The 22919-nt window shown below is 47.7% G+C and carries 15 protein-coding genes and 2 pseudogenes; 5 read left to right on the forward strand and 12 right to left on the reverse strand.

Annotation, left to right across the window (positions count from 1 at the left end):
* Nucleotides 1-118: 118 nt before the first annotated feature.
* From pabB to B9Y93_RS21580, 3 genes are all read right to left on the reverse strand, one after another.
* Nucleotides 119-2350, reverse strand: coding sequence for an aminodeoxychorismate synthase component I (pabB, locus tag B9Y93_RS21570; protein WP_085498158.1), 2232 nt, complete (start codon nt 2348-2350; stop codon nt 119-121).
* Between the two features lie 121 nt (nt 2351-2471).
* Nucleotides 2472-3461 (reverse strand): BadF/BadG/BcrA/BcrD ATPase family protein, encoded by a 990-nt coding sequence (locus tag B9Y93_RS21575; protein WP_244903531.1) that lies wholly within the window; start codon nt 3459-3461, stop codon nt 2472-2474.
* A 180-nt stretch (nt 3462-3641) separates the two neighbouring features.
* A complete protein-coding gene (locus tag B9Y93_RS21580; RefSeq protein WP_085498163.1) occupies nt 3642-4382 on the reverse strand; it encodes an SDR family NAD(P)-dependent oxidoreductase in 741 nt (246 codons plus the stop codon).
* A 105-nt stretch (nt 4383-4487) separates the two neighbouring features.
* Here B9Y93_RS21580 and B9Y93_RS21585 point away from each other — a divergent pair, with 105 nt between their 5' ends.
* Nucleotides 4488-5357 carry a LysR family transcriptional regulator gene (locus B9Y93_RS21585; protein WP_085498165.1) on the forward strand — a complete coding sequence of 290 codons (870 nt, stop codon included), beginning with the start codon at nt 4488-4490 and terminating at the stop codon, nt 5355-5357.
* Between the two features lie 58 nt (nt 5358-5415).
* Here B9Y93_RS21585 and B9Y93_RS21590 read toward each other — a convergent pair whose 3' ends face one another.
* The 5 genes from B9Y93_RS21590 to B9Y93_RS21610 all read right to left on the reverse strand — a co-directional run bounded on the left by B9Y93_RS21590 (nt 5416) and on the right by B9Y93_RS21610 (nt 10640).
* On the reverse strand, nt 5416-6756 hold the full coding sequence (locus B9Y93_RS21590; protein ID WP_085498168.1) for an ABC transporter substrate-binding protein: 1341 nt from the start codon (nt 6754-6756) through the stop codon (nt 5416-5418).
* A 54-nt stretch (nt 6757-6810) separates the two neighbouring features.
* Nucleotides 6811-7938, reverse strand: a complete 1128-nt coding sequence (locus B9Y93_RS21595) for an efflux RND transporter periplasmic adaptor subunit (RefSeq protein ID WP_085498170.1) — start codon at nt 7936-7938, stop codon at nt 6811-6813.
* A 54-nt stretch (nt 7939-7992) separates the two neighbouring features.
* On the reverse strand, nt 7993-8856 hold the full coding sequence (locus tag B9Y93_RS21600; protein WP_085498172.1) for a carbohydrate ABC transporter permease: 864 nt from the start codon (nt 8854-8856) through the stop codon (nt 7993-7995).
* Between the two features lie 25 nt (nt 8857-8881).
* Nucleotides 8882-9748 carry a carbohydrate ABC transporter permease gene (locus B9Y93_RS21605; RefSeq protein WP_085498174.1) on the reverse strand — a complete coding sequence of 289 codons (867 nt, stop codon included), beginning with the start codon at nt 9746-9748 and terminating at the stop codon, nt 8882-8884.
* Nucleotides 9749-10028: 280 nt separating this feature from the next.
* Complete coding sequence (locus B9Y93_RS21610) at nt 10029-10640, reverse strand: hypothetical protein (protein ID WP_085498177.1); 612 nt, start codon at nt 10638-10640, stop codon at nt 10029-10031.
* A 160-nt stretch (nt 10641-10800) separates the two neighbouring features.
* Here B9Y93_RS21610 and B9Y93_RS21615 point away from each other — a divergent pair, with 160 nt between their 5' ends.
* The 4 genes and pseudogenes from B9Y93_RS21615 to B9Y93_RS21630 form a co-directional block, all read left to right on the forward strand.
* Entirely contained in the window at nt 10801-11505 is a 705-nt protein-coding gene (locus B9Y93_RS21615) for a response regulator transcription factor (protein ID WP_085498179.1), read from the forward strand.
* A 1-nt stretch (nt 11506) separates the two neighbouring features.
* Nucleotides 11507-12895, forward strand: coding sequence for a sensor histidine kinase (locus B9Y93_RS21620; RefSeq protein WP_085498182.1), 1389 nt, complete (start codon nt 11507-11509; stop codon nt 12893-12895).
* 101 nt (nt 12896-12996) lie between these two features.
* The gene (locus B9Y93_RS21625; protein ID WP_085498183.1) at nt 12997-13674 is read left to right on the forward strand and encodes a helix-turn-helix domain-containing protein; all 678 of its coding nucleotides are present in this window, start codon (nt 12997-12999) and stop codon (nt 13672-13674) included.
* 23 nt (nt 13675-13697) lie between these two features.
* A pseudogene (locus B9Y93_RS21630) lies at nt 13698-14552 on the forward strand (IS3 family transposase); the annotation flags it as partial.
* A gap of 260 nt (nt 14553-14812) precedes the next feature.
* On the opposite strand, the gene B9Y93_RS21635 reads toward B9Y93_RS21630, so the two are convergent.
* The 4 genes and pseudogenes from B9Y93_RS21635 to B9Y93_RS21645 all read right to left on the reverse strand — a co-directional run bounded on the left by B9Y93_RS21635 (nt 14813) and on the right by B9Y93_RS21645 (nt 22840).
* Nucleotides 14813-18574 (reverse strand): AAA family ATPase, encoded by a 3762-nt coding sequence (locus tag B9Y93_RS21635; RefSeq protein ID WP_244903532.1) that lies wholly within the window; start codon nt 18572-18574, stop codon nt 14813-14815.
* Between the two features lie 180 nt (nt 18575-18754).
* Nucleotides 18755-18951, reverse strand: a pseudogene (locus tag B9Y93_RS24985) (AAA family ATPase); the annotation flags it as partial.
* Between the two features lie 132 nt (nt 18952-19083).
* On the reverse strand, nt 19084-19902 hold the full coding sequence (locus B9Y93_RS21640) for an SPL family radical SAM protein (RefSeq protein ID WP_085498362.1): 819 nt from the start codon (nt 19900-19902) through the stop codon (nt 19084-19086).
* 118 nt (nt 19903-20020) lie between these two features.
* Entirely contained in the window at nt 20021-22840 is a 2820-nt protein-coding gene (locus B9Y93_RS21645; RefSeq protein ID WP_085498187.1) for a glycoside hydrolase family 2 TIM barrel-domain containing protein, read from the reverse strand.
* Nucleotides 22841-22919: the final 79 nt, after the last annotated feature.

Genomic DNA, 22919 nt, shown 5'->3' on the forward strand with positions numbered 1-22919 from the left:
GCCTCTCCTGTACAGCTAACGCGGCCATACGGCTGTACATCGTCAGCTTGTCAGCATTATGGCTATCCAACGATCACATCAAGAGGATTCGCAGAGGGCGAAGAGGTGCTGTTGCAAGCTATCGGCTTAGCACGGCACCCGCTTTTTTATCAATCGACTGAGTCATGGATGGTTCGCCTTGTTCGCTCCACAGCGTATATTGTATCGCCTCGACCAGTGCACGCGCCTTAAGCTCAATCTCCTGATATTCAAGCTCAGGCTCCGAGTCCATGACAATCGCTCCGCCTACACCGATAGACAATCGCTTTCCCTGACGAACAATCGTGCGAATAACGATATTCAGATCCGCCGTCCCATTTACTCCTAAAAACCCAATCGCTCCAGCATAAGCCCCCCGAGGACGCTTCTCCAGCTTCTCAATGATTTCCATGCTGCGTTTTTTAGGGGCACCTGTCATGGAGCCGCCCGGAAAGACGGCCTGAATGCAGGCATTGAGCGGGACATCGCTGCGCAGCTGCCCCGTAATCGTAGAAACGAGCTGATGCACTGTTTCGAAGGATTCAATATCCATCAGCTTTGGAACCTTCACCGTCCCAATCTCGCATACCTTGCCCAAATCGTTGCGCAGCAAATCGACGATCATCAGATTCTCGGAAAAGTCCTTCTGGCTGGCTGCGAGCTGCTGCTTCAGCTGTTCATCCTCGCTGACATCCTTCCCTCTTCGAATCGTCCCTTTGATCGGCTTGGCATCGATCTGCCGCTCTCGTCCCACTCGAATGAAGCGCTCTGGTGAGGAGCAGATCAGCTGCAGCTCCTCATTGAATGTAAGATAGGCAGCATACGGTGCTGGATTCATTCTTCTGACATTGCGATATAGCGCCAGCGGGGCAAGCTCTGCCTCAACTCTCAGCTCATTCGTCAGATTAATCTCGTAGCTGTCACCAGCGGCCAGATACTTCTTGACTTGCGCAATGCTGTCCAAATACGAATTATGAGGCACATGATAATGGAAAGATGCGCCTATCTCCCCCTGCTCAGGGAGAGAATCTCGTATTGCAGCCGACTTGAATGATGTCTTTAAGGACGAAAGCTGTTCAAGCTGCATGCACACAGCATCCATCCATGTATCAGCTGCTTCTGCATCCTCCGTCAGACAGACGAGATAAACTTCCTTTAACAGCTGATCAAACGCTATGAAGCGATCTGAGAACATAAACATGGCATCCGGGTATTCTCTTGGTGTAGAGTCGCCTATATCCCCTTTGGCTTCATAGCCATAGAAGCCTACAAAGCCGCTGTTGAAGTCGAAGGGAAGCGCTGGCGACTTCATCTTAAATCGAGCCAGTTCTTGATCCAAATAGCTAAAAATGTCTTGATCAAGCACCTGTGTGCCCTCACGATCAATCACTGTAACCTTCTGGGTGCTGGCATCATACGCTACCCGCTTGCTTAACGGACCCCGGGTATCCCCCATAAACGAAAATCGCGACATGTTTCCATCATCACGACTGCTATCGAGCCAATAAGCCGTTGTCTGATCCCCATACAATTCTACAAACACCTGCTCTGAATCATACCATTGCGATAGCTTGCGGTATCGGACATGCCCCTTATGCTGGACGCTGATGGATGCTGCATCCAACGTTCCTTCTGTGCCGCTCCATGCCGATTCGAAGCCTTGCTTAGTCTCTTCAGCGCTCGGATACCGATGCTGCTGAGTCAACTGCCCCTTCACGAGGATCGCCTCTTCTCCGTTTGCCTCTTCATAGAAGGAGCGCGTGATGTTCATGAAATTACGCAGCAGCGCTTCCCCATGCTCACTTGCTATTGACTCCGGATGAAACTGCACACCCCAGTGAGGCTTGTCCACAGCACGAATCGCCATCAGCAGGCCGTCTTCGGTCCAGGCCAGCGGCATAAGGGAAGCTGGCAGCGAGTTATCAAGCAGCAAGGAATGATAGCGCACGACTTGAAATGAAGACGGGATTCCTTCAAATAAGCGATCTCCGTCATGCTTCACACGGCTAATCTTGCCATGGGCAATCTCAGGGGAAGGTATAATGCCTGCCCCATGGATATGACCAAGACCTTGGTGTCCCAAGCATACGCCTAGAATCGGCAGCTTCTCCTCCTTCAAGGCATTCTTGCATATCCCGAAGTCTGCTGCTTGATCTGCACTTCCTGGTCCAGGCGACAGCACGACATTATCGAATTCGTATGCCGCCTTCGCCGCTTCCCATGAGCACTCGTCATTCCTTATCACTATAGGAGAAGTACCATTGATCTCGGCGATTATCTGGTACAAATTATAGGTGTAAGAATCATAGTTATCGATGATTAAAGTCTTCATGTGCGCCCCCAAACAAGATGGTTCTGAATCGTATTCTACCAAATCTGCGGTCAACAAGCATGCTTTCAGCAGACAAATGATTCAAGGGGGTTATTTTTCCAAATCCATTGCCGAATGGGAATCAAGCACGCTCATCGTATTGTTCAAGACGCTGCAGGACGTCATCACGTATAGGTGACTCACACAGCTTCAGTGCCAACAAGGCAGCTCCCGCTGCTGGAAGAAGGCGCGGCTGCACCACCGTGTACTGCTTATGGCCAAGCCCCTGCTGCAGACCGTTCGTTAATCGTTCCGTCATGAAACGATCCTGAATGACACTCCCCATAAAGGCTACGGGCACCTGCTCTGCTCGGAAGCCTGCTCCAATCAATCGAATGCCTACTTCAAGAGCATGTACAAGCCCATTGCACACGTCAATGGCAACTGGGCTGCCTTCGGCTGCTGCACGGGTGACAATAGGTCCCATCTGCCCAAACCCGCGCATTTGCTCATGGACGCCCTCCACAAAGCCCTTGCTGCCTCGTTCATAAAGCTCTTCTAACGTGTTAACCTTCCAATAGGCAAAAACCTCCCTCAAGAGGCCCTGATCCTCCTCTGCGTCATAGCCTGCCAAGAGGCGATGGACACATTCATAGGCCAAGTGGCGTGCCGCTCCCGCATAATGTTGATAATCCTGATTGCGCAGCATGCGCCCTTGTTCATTTATCCCGAACACAACGGAACCAGTGCCTGAGATGGCCATAATTCCGGGCTCGCCGCAAAAAGCGCCAGCATGTGCAACATAGGCATCATTCACAAGCTGCTTCAAGCAGCTTATGCCTGCAAGCGACGTGAACTGCTCAGCCCAGCGCAGATCCTCCTCCGCTTCCAAGCCGGCTAAGCCCGCGCATATCGCCGCTACGTCCTCTGGAGCAGCTTGTGCCGCATGCAGCGCCTCGCGAATCGCTTGCTGCACATGCTCGCTTGCGTGCTGGTCTTTATTCGGATTGCAGCATCCGCTCTCAGCAGTTCCTGCGATCGACCCGTCCAGCTTTACAGCAAGCGCTCTTGTCTTGGTTCCGCCACCTTCGATGCCAATAACGATTGCTTTTTCATGATTCAGAACAATCACTGCCCCATTCCCCCTCACTCTTTCGCCCTTGGGAGCGCGGCGAATCTTCCTAAAGTTTACATAAACAAAAGAAAGAAGGCTATGATTTGTTTTTCATTTGGAATCACGAATGATTGGATGTAATCATTTAACTCAACCCGTTCATGCTGGTTCATCTTCGTTTACAAAAACCGCCATGCATCAGGCCATCGTTTGACCATTATCAACAGTAATAATCTGGCCTGTAAGCGACCGCTGTACAAGCATCGCACAGATGCTCTCAGCAATATCCTCAGGGGTGGAAATACGCTTCAGCAGCATGTCGCCGCTTAAGCGGCGCATCTTCTCCTCATGCCCTGCCCACCATCGCGTATCGACCGCACCCGGTGCAATGGCATTGACTCGGACATGCGGTGCTAATGCAAAGGCCAACGACTTGGTCAAGCCGTGCACTGCTGCCTTGGACACAGCGTAGGGAAGCGAGGAGCCAATTCCTGTTGTACCCGCTACACTGCCGACATTGACAATCGCGCTGTCCGCCTGCTGAATCAAGTAGGCGCGAGCAGCCTTTGCAACATAAAACATCCCTTTTACATTGACCGCGAACAATCGGTCCCACACCTCATCTGGAATGCCGTCCAAATCCTCAAGCGGCCACTGTTCCGTTGCGCCAGCATTGTTCACCACACAGTGAAGCTCTCCATAACGCTGCATGGCCAGTGCGACCATATGCTTTACTTCCTCCTCAGAGCTCACATCCGCTTGCACGATATAACCCTCTCCGCCTTGCTCGCGAATGCAATTCAAAGTATATTCAGCCCCTGCTTTGGAGTTGGAATAATGAACGATTACCTTGGCCCCATAAGCTGCAAGACGGATGCATACCGCTTGGCCGATTCCAGAAGAACCACCTGTAACCAGCACGACTTTTTGTTCAAACATATCTCATCACCTCTGTCCCTAGCATAGGAGATGTCATAGCTGTTGTATAATAATTAGAAATCATACAGATATCATTTTCAGTAATACCAAAAAGGACGTGTGCTGATGGACAGTCGGGATCTAAAAATATTCTATACCGTTGCCAAGCTTCAATCCTTCTCTAGGGCTGCAGCGGAGATGGATTATGTGCAATCCAACATTACCTTGCGAATTCAAAAGCTTGAAGAGGAGCTGCAAACCAAGCTGTTTGAGCGCACGAATCGAGGAGTCCGACTCCTTCCGGCAGGCGAATTGCTGCTTAGCTATGCAGACAACATTCTTGCGCTTATGGACGAAGCCGTGGAAGCGATCCGCCCTTCAGCCGAAGTAACGATTGGCGCTCCCCAGTCGCTAACGGCTGCCCTTCTTCCTAAATATCTGCTTACCATGAAACAGCAGCACCCTGCTATTAGCGTGCGGATTAAGACACTGCCGGCAGCAGAGCTATTGACACAGCTTAAGCAGCACCGCATTGATCTAGCCATCACGAATCGGCCTTATCAAGATCCAACGCTTAAGACCGTCCACCAAAACAAGGAATCACTCTATCTCGTCAGTGGAGAAACAGCCTGCATCAAGCAAGCCTTGAACCTGCCCGCTGTAGTCAGCAGTGATCCAGAATGTCCTTTCCGACAGGCCTTGTTGTTATTTATAGCTTCCCAGCAAGCTGAGCCTGCCGATCTGATTGAATACGATATGCTGGAGCCCATACTGTATTGTGTAGAGCAAAATAGTGGGATCACCGTCCTGCCTGAGCATCTAGTCCGCCACCCAATGCAGAAACATCTCCTTCCGAAAGACATCGGAGAGATCAAGATTCAATTCGTAGTCAACGTCAAGGGGGCTAGGAAGAAGAGCGTACACAGCCTTCTAGCTTGTATCAAATCAACCTCCAACGAGCGTACCGATTCCTCTGTCCTCTCGCAGACAACATAAAAATAGAGGAGAGCGTCCATGACATCCGTCATGCATCGCTCCCCTCACTGGACACTTCCTATTCATTTAAATAAGTATTCACTTTGTTCTGTATCAGCTTGCTTACATCTTCTGCTGATTTTTGACCACTCATAAAAGCATTGAATTCCGTCATCGCGGTCATGATTATCTTCATATCACTATCCACCTTAGTACCTGCTTGTTCAAGCATCTGCTTCACCTGCTTCATGCCTTCCTCCAAGCGCTTGGTTTCTGCCTCGCTGAATCCCTGTCCCTCTTCCATGGACTTGCGTGTATTCTCCAACTTGGCTTCGGCCTGTGCTTGTAGAATTGGATATCCTGCCAGCTCCGAAGAAGACTGCATCTCATCAGACAGCAAGAACTTAAGAAATTCCCACGATTCCTGCTGCACCTTGGACTTGCTGTTAATGGCCAAAGTCATTCCCGATCGGTAAGAGACCCCATTCGATTGACCATCATAGGTTGGTTTCTTGTAGAAGACGGTATCCTCGCGCAGCAGATCATTAACAGCCGTCCCCGGCTCCGTAAATCCTCCTTGAGAGAAGAGCGCCGTATCCTGATCATAGGTGAATTCCTCTGTTAGAATTCCTTCATCAAACATCGATTTCACTTGTTCCATCATCCCGCGGAACATATCTGAGTCAAAATTTGGCTGTCCATTGTTGATCAACTTAACATAATTTGCTTCAATGAAGTCAACGAGCAGGGTACCTGGAAAAGCATTGTTTAAAACCTTCACATCTTCACCTGCTGACTCTTTCAGCTGCTTCGCGATATCCTTAAATTGATTCCACGTCCAATGCTCATCATCAATCGTAATGTTCGCTTCCTTCAGCAGCTTTGCATTTCCAGACAGCATCCCCTCAAGATAGAAGTTCAGCGGCAAACCATACAGCCCATCTTCATTTTGAGCAGCCGTCATAATATTGTCGTAGTAATCTGACTTCTTGAAGCTCTCGTCCTTATCCATCCAATCGTATAGATTCACAAGGGCATTCTTCTGCACAAGCTTATCCTGTGGCAGACTGTCCATGAGAATAATATCCGAGGCCTTGCCAGCCAGAATTTCTGTCGTCACGGTTTGAATATATTTCTCTACATCAAGCGCAGACACCGCTGCAGTCATTCCACCACTGCCATTCACTTCTGTGACGGCAATATTTTCTTTGATATGAATCTTAATATTCGGATGCTGTTCCTCAAATTTGCGGGCAGCGGACTCTAAAAATGGATTTTTTCGCGATACCGAGATGTTAATATCCACTTGCCCCTTAGCATTCGAAGCGCTTTCCTTTTGTTCTGATGGTGTTGCATTTCCACCGCAAGCGCTAAGCAATAATAGGATCGTGACCATTAAAAATAATGCCTTTTTTTTCATCTTTGCATCTCCCTTATCTGATTTGTTCGAACTCTTCCATGATGCATGCTGAGCCTAGTCCAGACGAACCCGATTGCCGTCCTGCAGCGGATCACTTGATTCAACGATGATCTTATCGTTTGGATACAATCCATCCAGGATGATGATTTCCTCTTCACTCTCATCTCCCGTTTTCACTGCACGCTTTTCAGCCAGATAGGTATTCCCGAGTGGACTGCGCTTCTCTCCAACCACATAAACATAACTGCCGTTTCCGTCCTTTTTGAGCAGCTCCTTGCGGATAACTATCCCCTGCTGCTCTGCTTGCTTCTCTATGTGCACAAGCGCCTCCTCTCCTCCTTTAAGCTTGGCGTCACGAAGCGTAATGACGATTTTCTTCTCAGAAGATGCGCTCGTATCAGCCTCTCCCCCCGGCATTATGCCCCCATTACCGCTTTTCTGAGACGACTGTGTAATCTCATCCACTGTTCCTTCCAGCTGCTCCTTGCTTGTAGCGAGCTCTACTTTTACTTTCTCATGCAGCTGCAAGAAGGAGGCTGCATGATCAGCAGCAGTAAAGGAGAATTGAAAGCCCTCCGAGGGATTAACAAGTGTAAGGATTGGCTGCCCCATAGCGATTGAGGCCCCGTCCTCTGCAAGAACCTCTGTCACTCTGCCGTCATAAGGTGCCGTAAGCACCCCTTTCTTTTTGATATCCTCCTTCTGCTGCCCTATCTTGCGCTCGATGCCCATACGATCCAAATCATCGCTTTCGAGCGCGCGCTTCGCTTTCCTAACCGCTTCCACATCTCCAGAACGCTGTGCCTCCACATACTGCTCCTTAATCGCAATGCGATTCAAATCCTGCTTCTTCAATAGCAGCTCAAGCTCCTCAATCTGCTGTGCTTGCGCCGTGCTGTCAAAGGTAACGAGCGTTTGCCCTTTCTTGACCACCTCGTCCTTTTTCACATGGACCTTCTGAATCGGCCAGCCGCTCTCGTTCATAAGCTCCCTTTTCTTCTTAGGCTCAATCATCCCCCTCCCTTCGATGGCATGTACAAGCGGCTTGCTGACAGGTGCTTCTGTCACTACCTTTGGAAGCAGTGCGGTCTGTATGGTATTGCTAAGAAGCGTTAAGACGAGCATCATTATGAGGAAGATTGCTGCAATGATGGTAATCGCCTTTTGTTGTGCTTTTTTCATCTGGATATCTCCTTCTTCTCATCACTTGCCATGGATTTCACTCATCGCTCAAGCCTATCCCTTCACTCCGGATAGCTGAATGCCCTCAATAAGATAGTGCTCCGCACTTAGGAATAGAAGCACGATCGGAATCATGTACACAACCGAAGCTGCAAACGAGATTCCAAGCATGTCCTGCTGTATGACAGATAAAAAAACAGACAGCGGCTGAAGCACTGCATCCTGTAGGAAGATGAGCGGCTGCTCTACCATATTCCAGTAGTCAACGAATAATAAAATGACTAGAGCGGCAATACCTGGCTTCACCATGGGAAGCACGATAGAAGCGAAAATCCGGCCATAGCCCGCTCCGTCGATCTTGGCCGCTTCCATATAAGCCGAGTGAATATGGAGCATGAATTGACGCAGCAAGAACACACCAAAGGCACTAAATATGCCGGGCAGTATAATGGCCTCCCTGGTATTCATGAGCCCCAGCCGATCCACCATCATATAATTCGGCACCAATGTCACCTGAAAGGGCATCATCATCGTAATGAGATACACAAAGAACAGCGCATCTCTTCCGGGAAAGCGAAGCCTTGCAAAGGCAAAAGAAGCAAGCGTAGCAGCAATGACCTGTCCTACAATAATTGGCACAACCAAGCCAACGGAGTTCCAAAACATTTGCAGAAAGGCAGGTGTCGCAATCAGTACTCGGTAATACTGTTCGAAGGATACCTTGTCTGGAATCAGCTTGAGATTGACAAACATGCTCGTATTCGTCTTGCCAAGCGTGCCGTAATTCGCAAGAATTTCACGCTCCGTCATAAGAGAGTGAACAATGGCAAGCAAGACTGGAGACAGTACAGCAGCAGCGATAAAGCCTAGCAATACCGTACGTATCAATGCGAATATAAAAGATTGTGTGTGCTTCATCTTGTTCCTCCTTGTGCTCCAGCTCCTACTCCATAAAGGATCGAAATGCGCGTTCCACACGGAACAGCACAAATACAAGTATGAGTACAGCTGCCGCCATTAGCGTCGCCGCCGCGGACAGCTTCTCGATATCAAGGGATAGGAACATATTATTCATATAGTGCTGAAGCATATAAATGCGATCATGGGGGTACGCGCCTGCAACAAGATAAGTCTCCCGGAACACCTTAAAGGAGTTTACGACAGACATGAGCAGCACGAGGAAGGTCGTCGGCGTTAAATAAACGAATGTAATGCCAAATAGCTTGCGAAGCGGGCTCGCCCCTTCCAAATTCGCAATCTCATAGTATTGCTCCGGGATATTTTGAAGACCTGCCAAAAATAAGATGACATTATACCCAAGGTTCTTCCACACGTACATCAAAATGACAACCCACATCGCGGCATCAGACTGCATCCAGTCCACTCGTTCGAGCCCGAAATGCGAGCAGACAGCATTAATCGTACCGTTCCAATCGAACAGTATCTGCCAAAGCAGCACTAAGGACGCAACAGGCACAACAAGCGGAAGCACATAAGCTGTGCGCATCGCTCGACGTCCAAACACTCGTTTGTTGAGCATCAGCGCGATAGCCAAGGACAGTATAACGATGATCGGAACACTGATCCCTGTGAATAGCAGCGAATTAGCCGCCGCTTTGCGAAAGGAACTGCTTTGCAGCAGCTCTGCATAGTTCATGAGTGTGGGATGCTGGTCGAATCGGTCCTGAAAAGATAGGAGCACACTTTGGCCAAATGGAAGAACATAAAATAATAAAAATCCAATCAGGCTCGGCGCTAAAAAGCCAAGCGCAACAAGCCACTCTTTATGTACAATACGAATTCGGTGCATCTTGCCTATCCTCCATTTGTCAGACAGCACATCGTGCGAACTGGCTTTATTGAGCTACAGATAGATTAGATGTTAGCGCAGTCAAATGAAGTGCAAAAGTGTGGAAAAAGTATGGCAGGCGCGATAGAAGCTCTTCTACTGGTCCTCATCTCCTAGCGTCAAGTGGAGGCTATAGAAGAAGAAAAGCCAAATACACATTCGGTGTATTTGGCTCCTTTTCATATGGCAAACTTGTCTATGATCCTCAATCAGTGCCATCCCCCTTACAGAGTCGGCTCCCTTAATTCGCAGCTTGCTCCTTCTGATTTTGATCCTGATACAGCTTCAACAGCTGAGCCAAACTTGCTTTGATTGCATTTTTATCTTCAGAAGCCACCGCTTCATGCAGTTCTTTATGAGCACCCATTAAAGCAGAAGTTTGTGGATCCATAGCAGCCTCAGAATCTATGATTTTCTCCATCTCGACATACTCAGATTTGTCGTTGGCTTCGGTTACCTTCTTCATCACGAAGATTCCATCTACTTTACCTTCTCCTTGATGTGCTTCCTTCAGCTTATCCATGTCGATGTCTCCATCTTCAATGGCCTTGGTCTCTAGCTGTTGGTATTCTCCCGCTTCCACAGGACTTGCCGACTGTACATGGACAGTCATCGATACATTCATATTCTTAAGTACTTCTTCCCAGTCCTTAACCATCTCTGGTGCATATTTCTTCGCAATCTCTAATGGGAAGAACGACGCCGCCGCTGCTTCAGTCTTGCTGATCTTCACATGAAGTGCTGCCTTCGAATCAGAAGTTGCTTCTTCCTTCGGGCTCGCATATGCCGGAGCCGCAACGGCTGTCAGCAGCAAAGCGGATAATACTGCACCTTGAATCATACGTTTTTTCATGTCTTATACACTCCTTGTTTGGTGGTTTGTTGTTTACAAGACCCATTATGAGCAGGAAGTGTGGCATGGCATGTCCGCAATTATGTAAAAAGAATGGCAACTCAGCTTTCCTTAAGCTCTCTTTGCTATAATGTCTTCAGAATTGAGGAGGCGAAATAATATGCACACGTACCGAATTGCTGTCGTCGACGACGATCAACATATAAGACAGTTAGTCGAAACCTATTTGCAAAAAGAAAACATGGCGACAATTGGCCTCGGATCAGCAGAAGAAGCGTGGGAGCTGTGGCGAACTCATCCCCCAGATATGTGGGTGCTCGATGTCATGCTGCCGGGAATGGATGGATTTGAATTCTGCAAGAAGATTCGCAGTGATGCAGAAGTGCCTATTATTATGATCTCAGCGCGTGATGATGAGGTGGACAAGATTCTCGGCATCGAGCTTGGCAGCGATGATTACTTGGTCAAGCCATTCAGTCCAAGAGAACTTGTTGCACGAGTCAAGCGGCAGCTGCAGCGCATGAAGAAGCTCCAATCGAAAGACGAGCCTCTTCCCATTGATGCTGCTGATGACTATATCGATCTTGGCGAGCTTCGCCTCCTTCTCCATGAGCGGCGCGCCATTTGGCGCAAAAATGAAGTTGATCTAACAAGCAAGGAGTTTGATCTGTTAAAGCTCTTTGTCGAGCGTCCGAACCGCGCCTTTGCGCGAGATGAGATTCTCCAACTGGTCTGGGGAGAGGATTATTTCGGCAGTGACCGAGCGGTTGATCATCTTGTTAAGCGGCTGCGCAAAAAGATGGGTGACCTGCCTGTAGAGGCTGTATGGGGCCATGGATACCGCTTGAATGGAGGAGAGTGCTAATATGAGACTCATTCATCAGATTAACCTGGCGTTTGGCATTCTGCTGGCCCTTGTATTTTCCGTTATTGCGATTATCATTCATAATGTGCTGCTAGACCACTTTATGGGCACTCAACAACAAGAGCTGCATAATTTGAGCGCCTCGATCTCACAATCGATGAGCACACCGCCCGACAACTCTAATATGGTGAATCTGGCAACAGCTATCAAGATATCTGCTATACCAGCGGACAGCAATATTCAAGCGATTGTTACAGATAAGCAATTTCAGCCTATTCCGTCAGATCGCATCCCCATGACACAGATAAATATAATGCCTATTTCGGAGATCCTGACCATTGAACCTACCTTTATCTCAATGCCTGTGTCACAATCCATGCAAAAAATCGTTGACGGCAGCGATGATCGGTTTATTACAAGCACAACCGCTATGGAAGATGGCTACTTGACGCTGCTCTCGCCTGTGAACAAGATAAAGGAGATTGAGCAAAAACTGTTCTCGCAGCTGCTAATTGTGCTTTGCGTCGGCTTTACGCTCGTATTCCTGCTCAGCCTGTTCATTACCAAGCGGCTTATTCATCCTCTGATGGAATTGAGAGAGGAACTGAAAAAGGTGAAGAACCGGCAATTCGCGGAAGTGCAGTTGGTGAAGGCAGAAGGCGAGATTGGCGCTGTTGCCGAGACCGTGTATGAGCTCGCGGGGGAGTTGGATCGATACAATCGCGTACAGAAGCAATTTTTCCAGAATGCCTCGCATGAACTGAAGTCACCGCTTATGTCCATATCCGGCTATGCAGAAGGCATTCGTGACGGGGTATTTGAAGGGGACAGCATGAGAAAAGGGCTTGAGATTATTATGAGCGAAAGCCATCGCGTGAAGAAGCTGGTTACCGAAATGACCCTGCTCGCCAAGCTCGACAGCGAGGAGGACATCTTCCACTTTGACAAGGTCCGCGTTCAGGAGATCTTGCTCGAGACACAAGAACGTGTGAATCCGATTCTTGTGAAGAAGAACCTAAAGCTCCACGTACATGATCATACACAAGGCTCGGACTCGCTATTCATTCGCGCAGATCGGGACAAGCTGCTGCAAGCTCTGCTAAATGTAGTAACGAATGCATCACGTTATGCTACAGCCCATATTCATGTTCATATCCGAAAGGAACGAGAGCGTATTCTCATCACCGTGCAAGATGACGGATCCGGAATTCCTGAGCAGCTGCTCCCTACGCTATTCCATCGCTTTGTTAAGGGCAAGGGAGGCGAATCCGGCCTTGGTCTTGCGATCTCAAGAGCTATCGTTGAACGCTGCGGCGGCAGCATCTCCGCCAGCAATCATAAGAATGGCGGGGCGGAGCTCGACTTTAACTTCCCGCTAATCCGAGCTTAGTCGAACAAAAAAGGGCTGGTTAGATTCATTTTTGATATGCTCCCCATACGGTAGACAGGTGAAATAATAAAACCTGTTTTCCGTGAGGGGGAGCATTTTTCATGTCTAAAGTAGAGCATACGGCGTCGGAGAAGTTGGCCATTATTCAGCAGATTGAAAGTGGTCATATTGGTGTGAAGTCTGCAGTTGAAACTTTTGGGATATCCAAAACAACATTGGCTAAATGGAGACGGCGTTATCGGGTTTACGGTTATGAAGGATTAGAGATTCGCACCAACAATCGAAGTTATTCTGCGGAACTTAAGCTTCAAGCGGTCAAAGATTATCTTTCTGGGGGTTTATCACAATACGAGGTTATAGATAAATACAAAATCGCCAGTAGAAATCAACTATCTCGTTGGGTGGACAAGTATAATGGTCATAGCAGCTTAAGAACCTATACAGGGGGAACAACGGTTATGACCAAAGGTCGCACTACAACACTACAGGAACGGATAGATATCGTCCTTTATTGCCTCGCACACGCAAAAGACTACAGGAAGGCAGCAGAACAGTTCAAGGTCTCCTACCAGCAAGTGTACGGTTGGGTCAAGAAATACGAAGGAGGTGGCCAGGAAGCTTTACAAGACGGTCGAGGAAGATCGAAAGCTCCTGAAGAGTTAACCGACGCAGATCGGCACAAACTCGCCATGAAGAAGTTGGAGTACGAAAATGAGCGACTGCGCGCGGAGAATGCTTTTTTAAAAAAGTTGCAAGAGTTAGAAAGGAGGCGTCTTTAAGCCAACATCGGCAGGAGAACGTCTACTTGGCCATACAAGCGGTCGGACAGGCGGAGGCACTGTCCATCCAGCTTCTGTGCGAAGTTGCGGGCGTGCCTAGGTCAAGCTATTACAAATGGCTTAATCATAAGCCGAGCCTGCGACAATTGGAGAACCAAGAGCTGACAGCGGTCATGATGACATTGTATGAGAAGGTTGAAGGCACCTTCGGCTACCGACAGCTAACGCTACATATGCGTCGTCAAACTCAGAAGCGCATTAACCACAAACGCGTACTGCGCTTAATGAAGTGTAAAGGCATTCAGTCGGTCATCCGGAGGAAGAAAAAGCGATATGAGCGCTCTACGCCGCAGCAAGTAGCGGAGAACGTTTTAAACCGCAAATTCCAAGCGGAAGCACCGAACGAGAAGTGGCTAACAGATGTTACGGAGATGAAATATGGTAACAGCCAGAAGGCGTATTTAAGCGCGATTCTCGATCTCCATGATAAATCGATTGTTTCTTATGTACTCGGGCGTTCCAATAATAACCCCCTTGTATTTAAGACGCTGGAGATAGCGTTGGCATCAGTGTCTGAAAGGAAACCGTTGCTCCATAGCGACCGTGGTAACCAGTATACGTCTTTGCGTTTCAAGGAGATGCTAGACGAGGCTCAACTCAAGCAGAGTATGTCGCGAGTTGGTCGTTGTATCGATAACGGGCCTATGGAATCCTTCTGGGGGACATTGAAATGTGAGAAGTATTATTTGCATACTTACGACACCTTTGAGCAGTTGGAGCGAGACATTGAGGACTACATTCACTTTTACAATTACGAGCGTTTACAGTCCAAATTAAACGGCCTCAGTCCCATGGAATTCAGGACTAAGGCCGCATAACGACTTTTTATTTTTTATACTGTCTACTTGACGGGGAGCACTTCATTTTCAGATGATTTAACCAGCCCTTATTACTATTTTGGCGAGGTCAGTGTATATCGATTCGTTTCCCCGGCCTGTATTCTATTAAAGAAGACACGATTTGTCCCATCACGTGGGCAGTGGTCAGCGTGAGCTTATTATATTTATACTCCCTTGCTATAATATGATCAGAACAACAAGAAACATTGTACCATTCTAACCATTATTATGATCCAACTTTAGAGGAAATCTTCTGGCAGCAGTGTCGTCAATTCCTTAATCCCAGCTTCCATATTGCCACTTAGACGCAATGCATGCTTACGTATGGCTCTCTCGCACATATTTCGGACCAGCCGTCCATTCCCTGCAGCCTGATCATTTGAAGCCTGCATGAGTACCTTTTTTAGTGATAAAGAAGCGTTTGGATGCAGGTGATATCCTTGCTTCTTCAACATAGAATGTGCTATATCCAGCAATTCCTCAATAGAATAATCTTCAAATTGTATAATGTTCGGGAATCTTGATCGCAAACCAGCATTTTGATTCAAAAAACGCTCCATATCCTGATCATAGCCAGCAATAATGACAATCAGTCTATCACGATAATCATCCATGGCCTTCACCAAGGTATCGATTGCTTCCTTACCAAAGGCATCACCTTCAGCTAAGGCGTAGGCTTCATCAATAAAAAGCACACCACCAAGTGCTTGCTCGATCACCCCCCTTGTCTTCAAAGCCGTTTGCCCTACATATCCCGCAACCAAACCCGAACGATCCGTCTCGATCAGGGAGTCTGTAGGCATTACGCCAAGTTCTTTGAATCGTTTTGCCAATACTCTCGCAATCGTAGTCTTCCCCGTGCCCGGGTTTCCTTTGAACACCATATGCAAAGTCTGAGCACTAGCAGAAGGAAGACCTAACTGTTCTCTTCGCTTTGCCATTTCAATCTGGGCCGATAATGCGTGGACGAATTCTTTTACGCTGCGAAGCCCTATCATTTGCTCCAACTCACCCAGCGCATTCTGCTGATCAAGTTCATTCTCTTGCTTCATCGCTATTGGAAAATCCATCTGCCGCAAAATAGTAAGCTCTTCTACTGCTGCATTTGGCTCATCCGAAAGCCGCACTCCCTGAGCTCGAATCGCTTGCTCCAGCAAATTACGCACGAGCCGAGCATTTCCCCCATCACGTTTGCCAGAAACCTGCACTTGCTTAAAATACTGATGCAGCTTAGCTTTCATTCCGGCTTCCAATTGAAAGCCTCTAGAACTGGACATCACCTCGGTAATCTGTTGAAGTTCAGCAGCCGTGTAATCAGGAAACTCGATCTGAAGAGGGAATCTAGACGCCATTCCCGGATTGACAGCAATAAATTGTTCCATATCTTTGGTGTAACCTGCCAATATAACTACAATATTTTCTTTATACAGTTCTATCAGCCTGACAAGAGTATCAATCGCTTCCTTCCCAAATCCCCCATTTGAGCTGCCTGTGTCATTTAAGGCGTATGCTTCGTCTATGAACAGCACGCCGCCAAGCGCCTCTTCCACCACTCTTTTGGTCTTTTCTGCAGTCTGACCCACATATTCAGCGACAAGATCCGAGCGGTCCACCTCGATCAGATGCCCCTTTTTAAGTACTCCAAGACTTTTGAGCATTTTAGCTGTAATACGAGCCATCGTCGTTTTCCCAGTACCTGGATTGCCAAGGAAAATCATATTCAGTGTTTGATTGGTATTTACCACAATACCAGCTTCTTTGCGCCGACGATCGACCTCCAATTGTTTTTCCAATGATCTTAAGAAGCTCTTGACTTTATCGAGCCCAACCACGGAAGCAAGCTCTGCCTCCATATTGAAAACTTCTCGTTCTCCAATCCCGAAGTCAGCACTCGTCAGCAGTTGCAGTTCTTCACTTTGAATATCCGCGTGGATTGAGCCGAGTCTACTTGATTGCTTACGTACCGCCATTTCGAATATATTGCGAACAAGTCGACCATTCCCGCTATCATTGCGGCCTGGTATCTGCTTTCTATTAAATAGATCCAACAAGCCTTCATGTGTATTCGGAGACAGGCAGAACCCCGTTTTTCCTGCCATTCCCTCCAAAATAATAAGCATCTCATCCGGTGAATAATCAGGAAACTCTATATGATATGGAAACCTTGACCTTAACCCAGGATTGGTCCTCAAAAAATCTTCCATTTCACTGGTATAACCAGCGAGGACGATAACAAGATCTTCTCGATAATCCTCCATGGCTTTAACAAGCGTATCAATGGCTTCTACCCCGAATGGGTCCTTCTCATTTCTTGCTAAAGTATAGGCTTCATCTATGAATAGCACGCCACCAAGTGCTTCCTTAACTTTCGCCATCGTCTTCGGCGCAGTCTGACCTACATATTTGCCAACTAGATCTTGCCTGGACACTTCAATTAACTGACCTTGTGAGAGAAAGCCTAGTGCCTTTAACAATCGAGCCATCAAGCGAGCTACTGTCGTCTTCCCTGTGCCAGGGTTACCTGCAAACACCATATGCAGAGTCATATTCACAATTCCCGTGCCCTGCTCTTTTCTCTGTTTGTTCAGTTTGACAGTTTGAACTAATTCAGAGATCGTTTCTTTTACAACCACTAAGCCTGTTAACTGATAAAGCTCTTCTACTATATGCTCCACAGATTCATTAGTCATTAGACTCCCTCCTTCAAGAGGGAATTGTTCGCTTCCTGCACGAACCATGAGCTTATCATTCACGAAACTAATTCTAACTTGATCCCCTTGGTAGATTCGCTCCCTTGCCCTAAGGTCGATAAGAACAGAAGTGAAGCTTTGCTCACACCACTCCTCCAGCGCTTCTCCGTATTGATTGCTCTGTATAGCTGCCTCTGCAACGTGCACATGTACTTCTGGATCAATCGTGATCTTAATGCCCGCATCTTTTTCGATTACTTGCTTCGTCTCTGATAACCGACCTTCCACTACGGAGACCATCTTATCAAGGGTGAGGTGTTCCGTGATAACCGAAGCCTTGATTCCTTTTAGAATCGGATCAGGAATTTGTGAGGCGACACCTGAAGGAACACGCTCTCCCGATCGTGCTGGAGCTTCATGATCGCTATAGAACAGGAGATAATGGTCCGATGCAGATATGGTAACACCATGTTTGGTTCTAAATGAACCTGTTTGAACCAAATCTCCTAGGAGTCCTGCAATTTCTGGATCAGCCTCTGCCATTCCCGTAAATAAAATCGTACTTCTGCCATCTCCAATGGCGGCGGTCATATCCAAAATAAAGGTTGCCGCTATATCCTCTGCTGTATAACGGCTCAAGTCAACTTCAGTATAGTTGGGTGTCACCGCGAGATGATAGATATACATCAGTTTGCTGAGATTTTTAACTGCTGTTTTCTTGCCGGTACCAGCCGGCCCTGTCAACAAAATGACATTTCGCACATCGTTTTTCTTATTTAGATGTCCTTTTTTATACTCCATCACAAGGTTATAGCAGAAGTCAGCTTGACCAACCACATAACGGTTAAGATGCCTGTTGATCTCTTCAAATATATCATCGGTGGTTTGAAAAGCTCCGCCAGGCTTATGCTGTTTCTTGCGAACAGTACTCGACGATTCGGCACCTTTCACAGCTTGGGAAGCATGCATCTGCTTACTGGCTGAGGTACTATATTTGTCTTGCAGATTCCCATTATTTCTTGAACCCCCACCAATAGACTGAGAGTCAGAAGTCGCTGATGCCGCCTTTTTACTGGAGGATCCAACATAAGTTTTCGTTGTTTGACGAGAGCCAGCTTCACTATTAGCTGTCATTTCATCCTTATAAGCGTTTGAATGGGTGTACGGCTCCTTTGTCTGAGATATATGATGCGAAGCAGCCTTATCCTGTTCATACTCCCCCTTTTTCTTAGCTGTGAACAAATCATATAATTGGATCTCAGGAAGTATAAATCGCAATCCTTTTCTTAGAGCAGTTTTCAACTTCGACAACGCTGGCTCACCTTCTTCTCTATCTAGTTTTACGTTCCCCATAAACAAAATGCAGAGTTGCTTATACTAGCTAGATTGTATACTATATCTATTAATCTAACAGTAAATTTCAGGTAATCCCTGCGATGATTTCTACTACTCTTCTTCTTCAAACAATTCACACAGTACCATATCGCGATTTTATAGAAAGCGTCTTGTCAGCACGTAATGCAGCGTATCCTCATAGCGAATCTCATGGATAGGAGAAGCATCAAAATTCAAGAATTGCGCACCCGGAAAGAGTGTGTTGCAATAATAAACTGCGCTTCATGCTCAAGTTCCTTGATCACTCGCATAAGCGAAAGCTGTCTAGCAGGCGAAAGAGCAGCCTTCGATTGGAAGACTGCTCTTTATTACGTGTATGCAGAAAGCATGTTTCACACTCGCTTAGCCAATGACAAACCCAACACTCATGTCCCTTGTCATCATGATAGATATTCATGATCTTCGCTGCGCACGCCCAATATCCGCTATGGCATAAAGCCATTCTGGCTTATTCCGATCTTATCCTCTGCAAAAGCCGTTCTCATCCGTTCATACACGACCTGATAAGCAGCTGGATGATACCAATCCAACAGCCCGAGCTCCTCATACTTCGCGCGGAGTCCCATCCGAGACGTCCGCTTGCCGCCGCTGCCGTCTCCCATATAGTAATCGTCGATGCATATGCGATCTACAACCCGAGCTAGCAGCTCAGGAAACTGTTCTGAGCTTGGAAGAACAGGTGCTATCGTCGCTTGCGTGCTTATACCAGCCTCCCTTAGCTTAGAGAGAGCGCGAATCCGCCCGCCAATTGGCGGCGCATCCGGGGTAAACTGCTTTCTAATCTCTTCGCGATCCGTTTCGACCGTCATGCTGACGCGAACTCTCTCCTTTAACTGCAAGAGCAAATCAATATCCCGCGTGACGAGCGGACTTCTGGTCTGCACAAGGACAAAGTCCGGCGGATGATTCACCATTGCCTCCAACAGGGTCCTAGTCACTTTCTCCTTATATTCCGCAGGCTGATAAGGGTCTGTGCTGGAGGACATGAAGATCGTAACCGGCTCTTTGCTCTTTGCCTTTCGAAGCTCTTTTTCAAAGATCGCTGACGCTCCTTGCTTCACATCAACCCAAGAACCCCATTCCTGCTTGCGAAAGAGCTGGATCGGCATCTGCCTGACGTAACAGAAGGAACAGCCGAAGCTGCATCCTCCATAAGGATTCAAGGAATGCGTGTAGCCAGTTAGGAACCCCGTTCCTTTGTTCAGTAGACTCTTAGGTTCTTTATAGAACAATTCATGCTTCAATGCACTTCTTATCCTTTCATATACTTTGTTGTTTCCCTTTGTATCAGTTATACGCAAGAGCAGGACCTCTTGTTGTCCACGCACAGGTCAGCCGCTGCTTAACCTCTGTATAGCTCTATTATCGCCCTTCCCCTGCCTTCGTTCCATATGCGGCAATTGAATAGATTCCCGCTGTGCCTGAGGTGACATGAAGGATGGTGATCCGTACATAGCGTATTGCCCCTGCCAAGAAGGTATCCGGCCTTACATCCTGGCCCGTACCTGCTCTTTGAAGCATTTCCATCCACTCGCTTCCATCATTCGACACGTCCACTCGATACACATACTGAACATGGTCGCTCTCCCAATCCACCTTACAGCCCGTAAGATCATAGTGATCCTCCAAATCTATCGTTATCCACTGCGGCATGGACATTTCAGAAGGCTTCCACTTCGAGTTGAGCTTCCCATCTGTAGCCGAGGAAGCAGGAGCATTTTTTTGCTGTGAGCTGGCTGTTACCGGCTTGCAATATGCAAGATTGAAGTCCTTCCGGTTGACAGACACATAGCGTTGAACTCGATCCGCTTGATATACAGGCTTCACAGCTGGCGGCTGCTGAACTGGACCCCTTACATGCTTCTTTGAATCCGCAATTGAGGTTAGTCTTACAGAAGCCGATGCTAACCCTTCAGCAGAAGCTGTGACGATAATGTCCCCTGCCTCGGTGGTAGATTGAATCAATACGCCTATTGCCCCTGCTTCGGCAGCTATCGGATTCGCCCCTACCCTTAGGTCCTGATCTCCCACGATACGGCCGGCCCCTTTCACTTGAAACGCAATTGCACGTTCATCCTTCGTTGCCAGCATGCCATTCTGATCCAAGACATAAGCATGGATCATCACAAGATCCGCGCCATCTGCCACGAGATGGAGCCCGCAGTAGTCAGCTACAAGGCTCAATTGAGTCGCCTCTTCCGCAGTACGGATCGTATGAGTGGCGACTGCCCTGCCTCCGATCGAGCCTTCTGCTCGAAGCTCTCCCGGAATATACTTAACCCCACGGAAGATAAAAGGCGGATGAGGAACGTGGGCATAAGCTGTATCCGGCTTATTTGTACCCAGCAGTTCCCCATTCAAATATAAGGATACACTGTCGCAATTGCTAAATACGACAATCTGTTCTACTCTGCAATCGTTCCACTCGCTGGCAATAAATAAAACGGGCTCATTGTTAATACCAGATATGAACGTATTCGGATCCCGCTGGCTGCTGTACATATAATAGGCATACTTAGGAATTCGATAAACATCGAACACACCTGTAGCCGCCATATTGTCGATGTATCCCCGGTTGTGGTCGATCCCCGTCCATAACGCAAAGCCAGACAATCTGCTGCTGCCATAGTATTGGTCAATATAAGATAAGCGCTCTAGCGCAGATCGAAGCATCGCTCTTTCACCACCATGATAGAAGCTGTTATTGCCGCGGCTGCAGCGATTTTGCGTTTTTTGAGGACCATATTGCTCTCGATAGTTATCCCCATATTCCCGAATGAATAGAGGCTTATTCTCTTGAATCACAGTGTCCACATGACCATATGCGATATCGTAATATTGAGCGCCTTGGCTGTGAGAATCACAGGCCGCATAGCATGAATCGCCAGGATATTCTTCATGAGTGATGAGATAGGTATTCTTCGCATATTCCTCGTTATAGTATGTCTCATTCAATATAGGCTCCCAGAAAATCACGCATGGATGGTTGCGATCTCTTCGAATCATCTCGCGAACATTCTGATAAGATCTGTCTTTGAACGTCTGATTGTCTCTAAACCACTGCCAGCCTGGTATCGGTACCACGCACATTAATCCAAGCTCATCACAGGCATTCATAAAAGCGTTGGACTGTGGGTAATGTCCTGTGCGAATAAAGTTGAAGCCCGCTTCCTTCAGCTTAATCGCGTCTCTTCGATGCATCGTATCCGGCAGCGCTTCGCCCACGTACACATATTCTTGATGTCGGTTCGCTCCATTAAGGACAAGGTGCTCTCCATTAATCGCAAAGCCTTCAGCGGTAAACGAAATAGCACGTATCCCTATCTTGATTTGAACTCGATCAAGCCGCCTTCCTTCTCCCCATACCTCGCACAGAAGCGTATACAAATAAGGATGATCGGGGTGCCACAGCTTGGGCTCTTGTACATCAAGCGCTTGAAGATAAACTGAAGCTGCACAGCCGGCTATAAACTGCGCATCGCTCCAAGAAGCGGCAATCTCCAATCCTGCATGATCGATTAGAATAGCTTTTAGCGAGACCTCTTTAGGATGATCATAATCATTTTGAACATGAGTCTGAATATGGATGCAGGCATGTTCTTTGGTTACTTCAGGATACGTTACAAATAGACCGCCTCCTGCAACCTGATCAGCATGAACAGCATCTGTAATATAGAGCCGCTCCATCTGATGGAGCCACACATTACGGTACAGACCTCCAAAATAGCAAAAATCCAGCTCTGACTGAGGCTTGCCAGGTGGAATGTCGATAGCATCGGAATTGTCGAGTCGAACCGCCATAACATTATCCTCATCCGCAACCACAACATCCGTTATATCTATCGAAAAAGGCAGGTATCCACCATAATGCGATACCATATGCACCCCGTTCACCCATACTTCTGCCGTGTGCTTCGCACCTTCAAATTCAATAAAGAGCTTGTTTCCAATTGATTCTGGTTCGATATTAAAATGGCGGCGGTACCAGGCCACACCTTGATAATTGACGCCCCCGCTGCACATTGCCGACTCCACGCGAACCGTATGAGGCAAATGGACAACCTCCCAAGCGCTGTCCTCGAATTGCGGCTGGTCTGCCCCCTCCATATCCCCTCTAAAAAATCGCCACTCGGCATTCATGCTCCAATCGATCCGTCCTTGCTTGCCCATTCCTTCCTGCATGTGCTCCCCTCCCGCTTGAACTCTTCTGCTTTAGTTGATTTGATTATCCATATCCAGTTCCAATCAACAGCCAACTACA

This window comes from Paenibacillus aquistagni, from assembly GCF_900177815.1.
In the GTDB taxonomy this organism is placed as follows: domain Bacteria; phylum Bacillota; class Bacilli; order Paenibacillales; family Paenibacillaceae; genus Paenibacillus_B; species Paenibacillus_B aquistagni.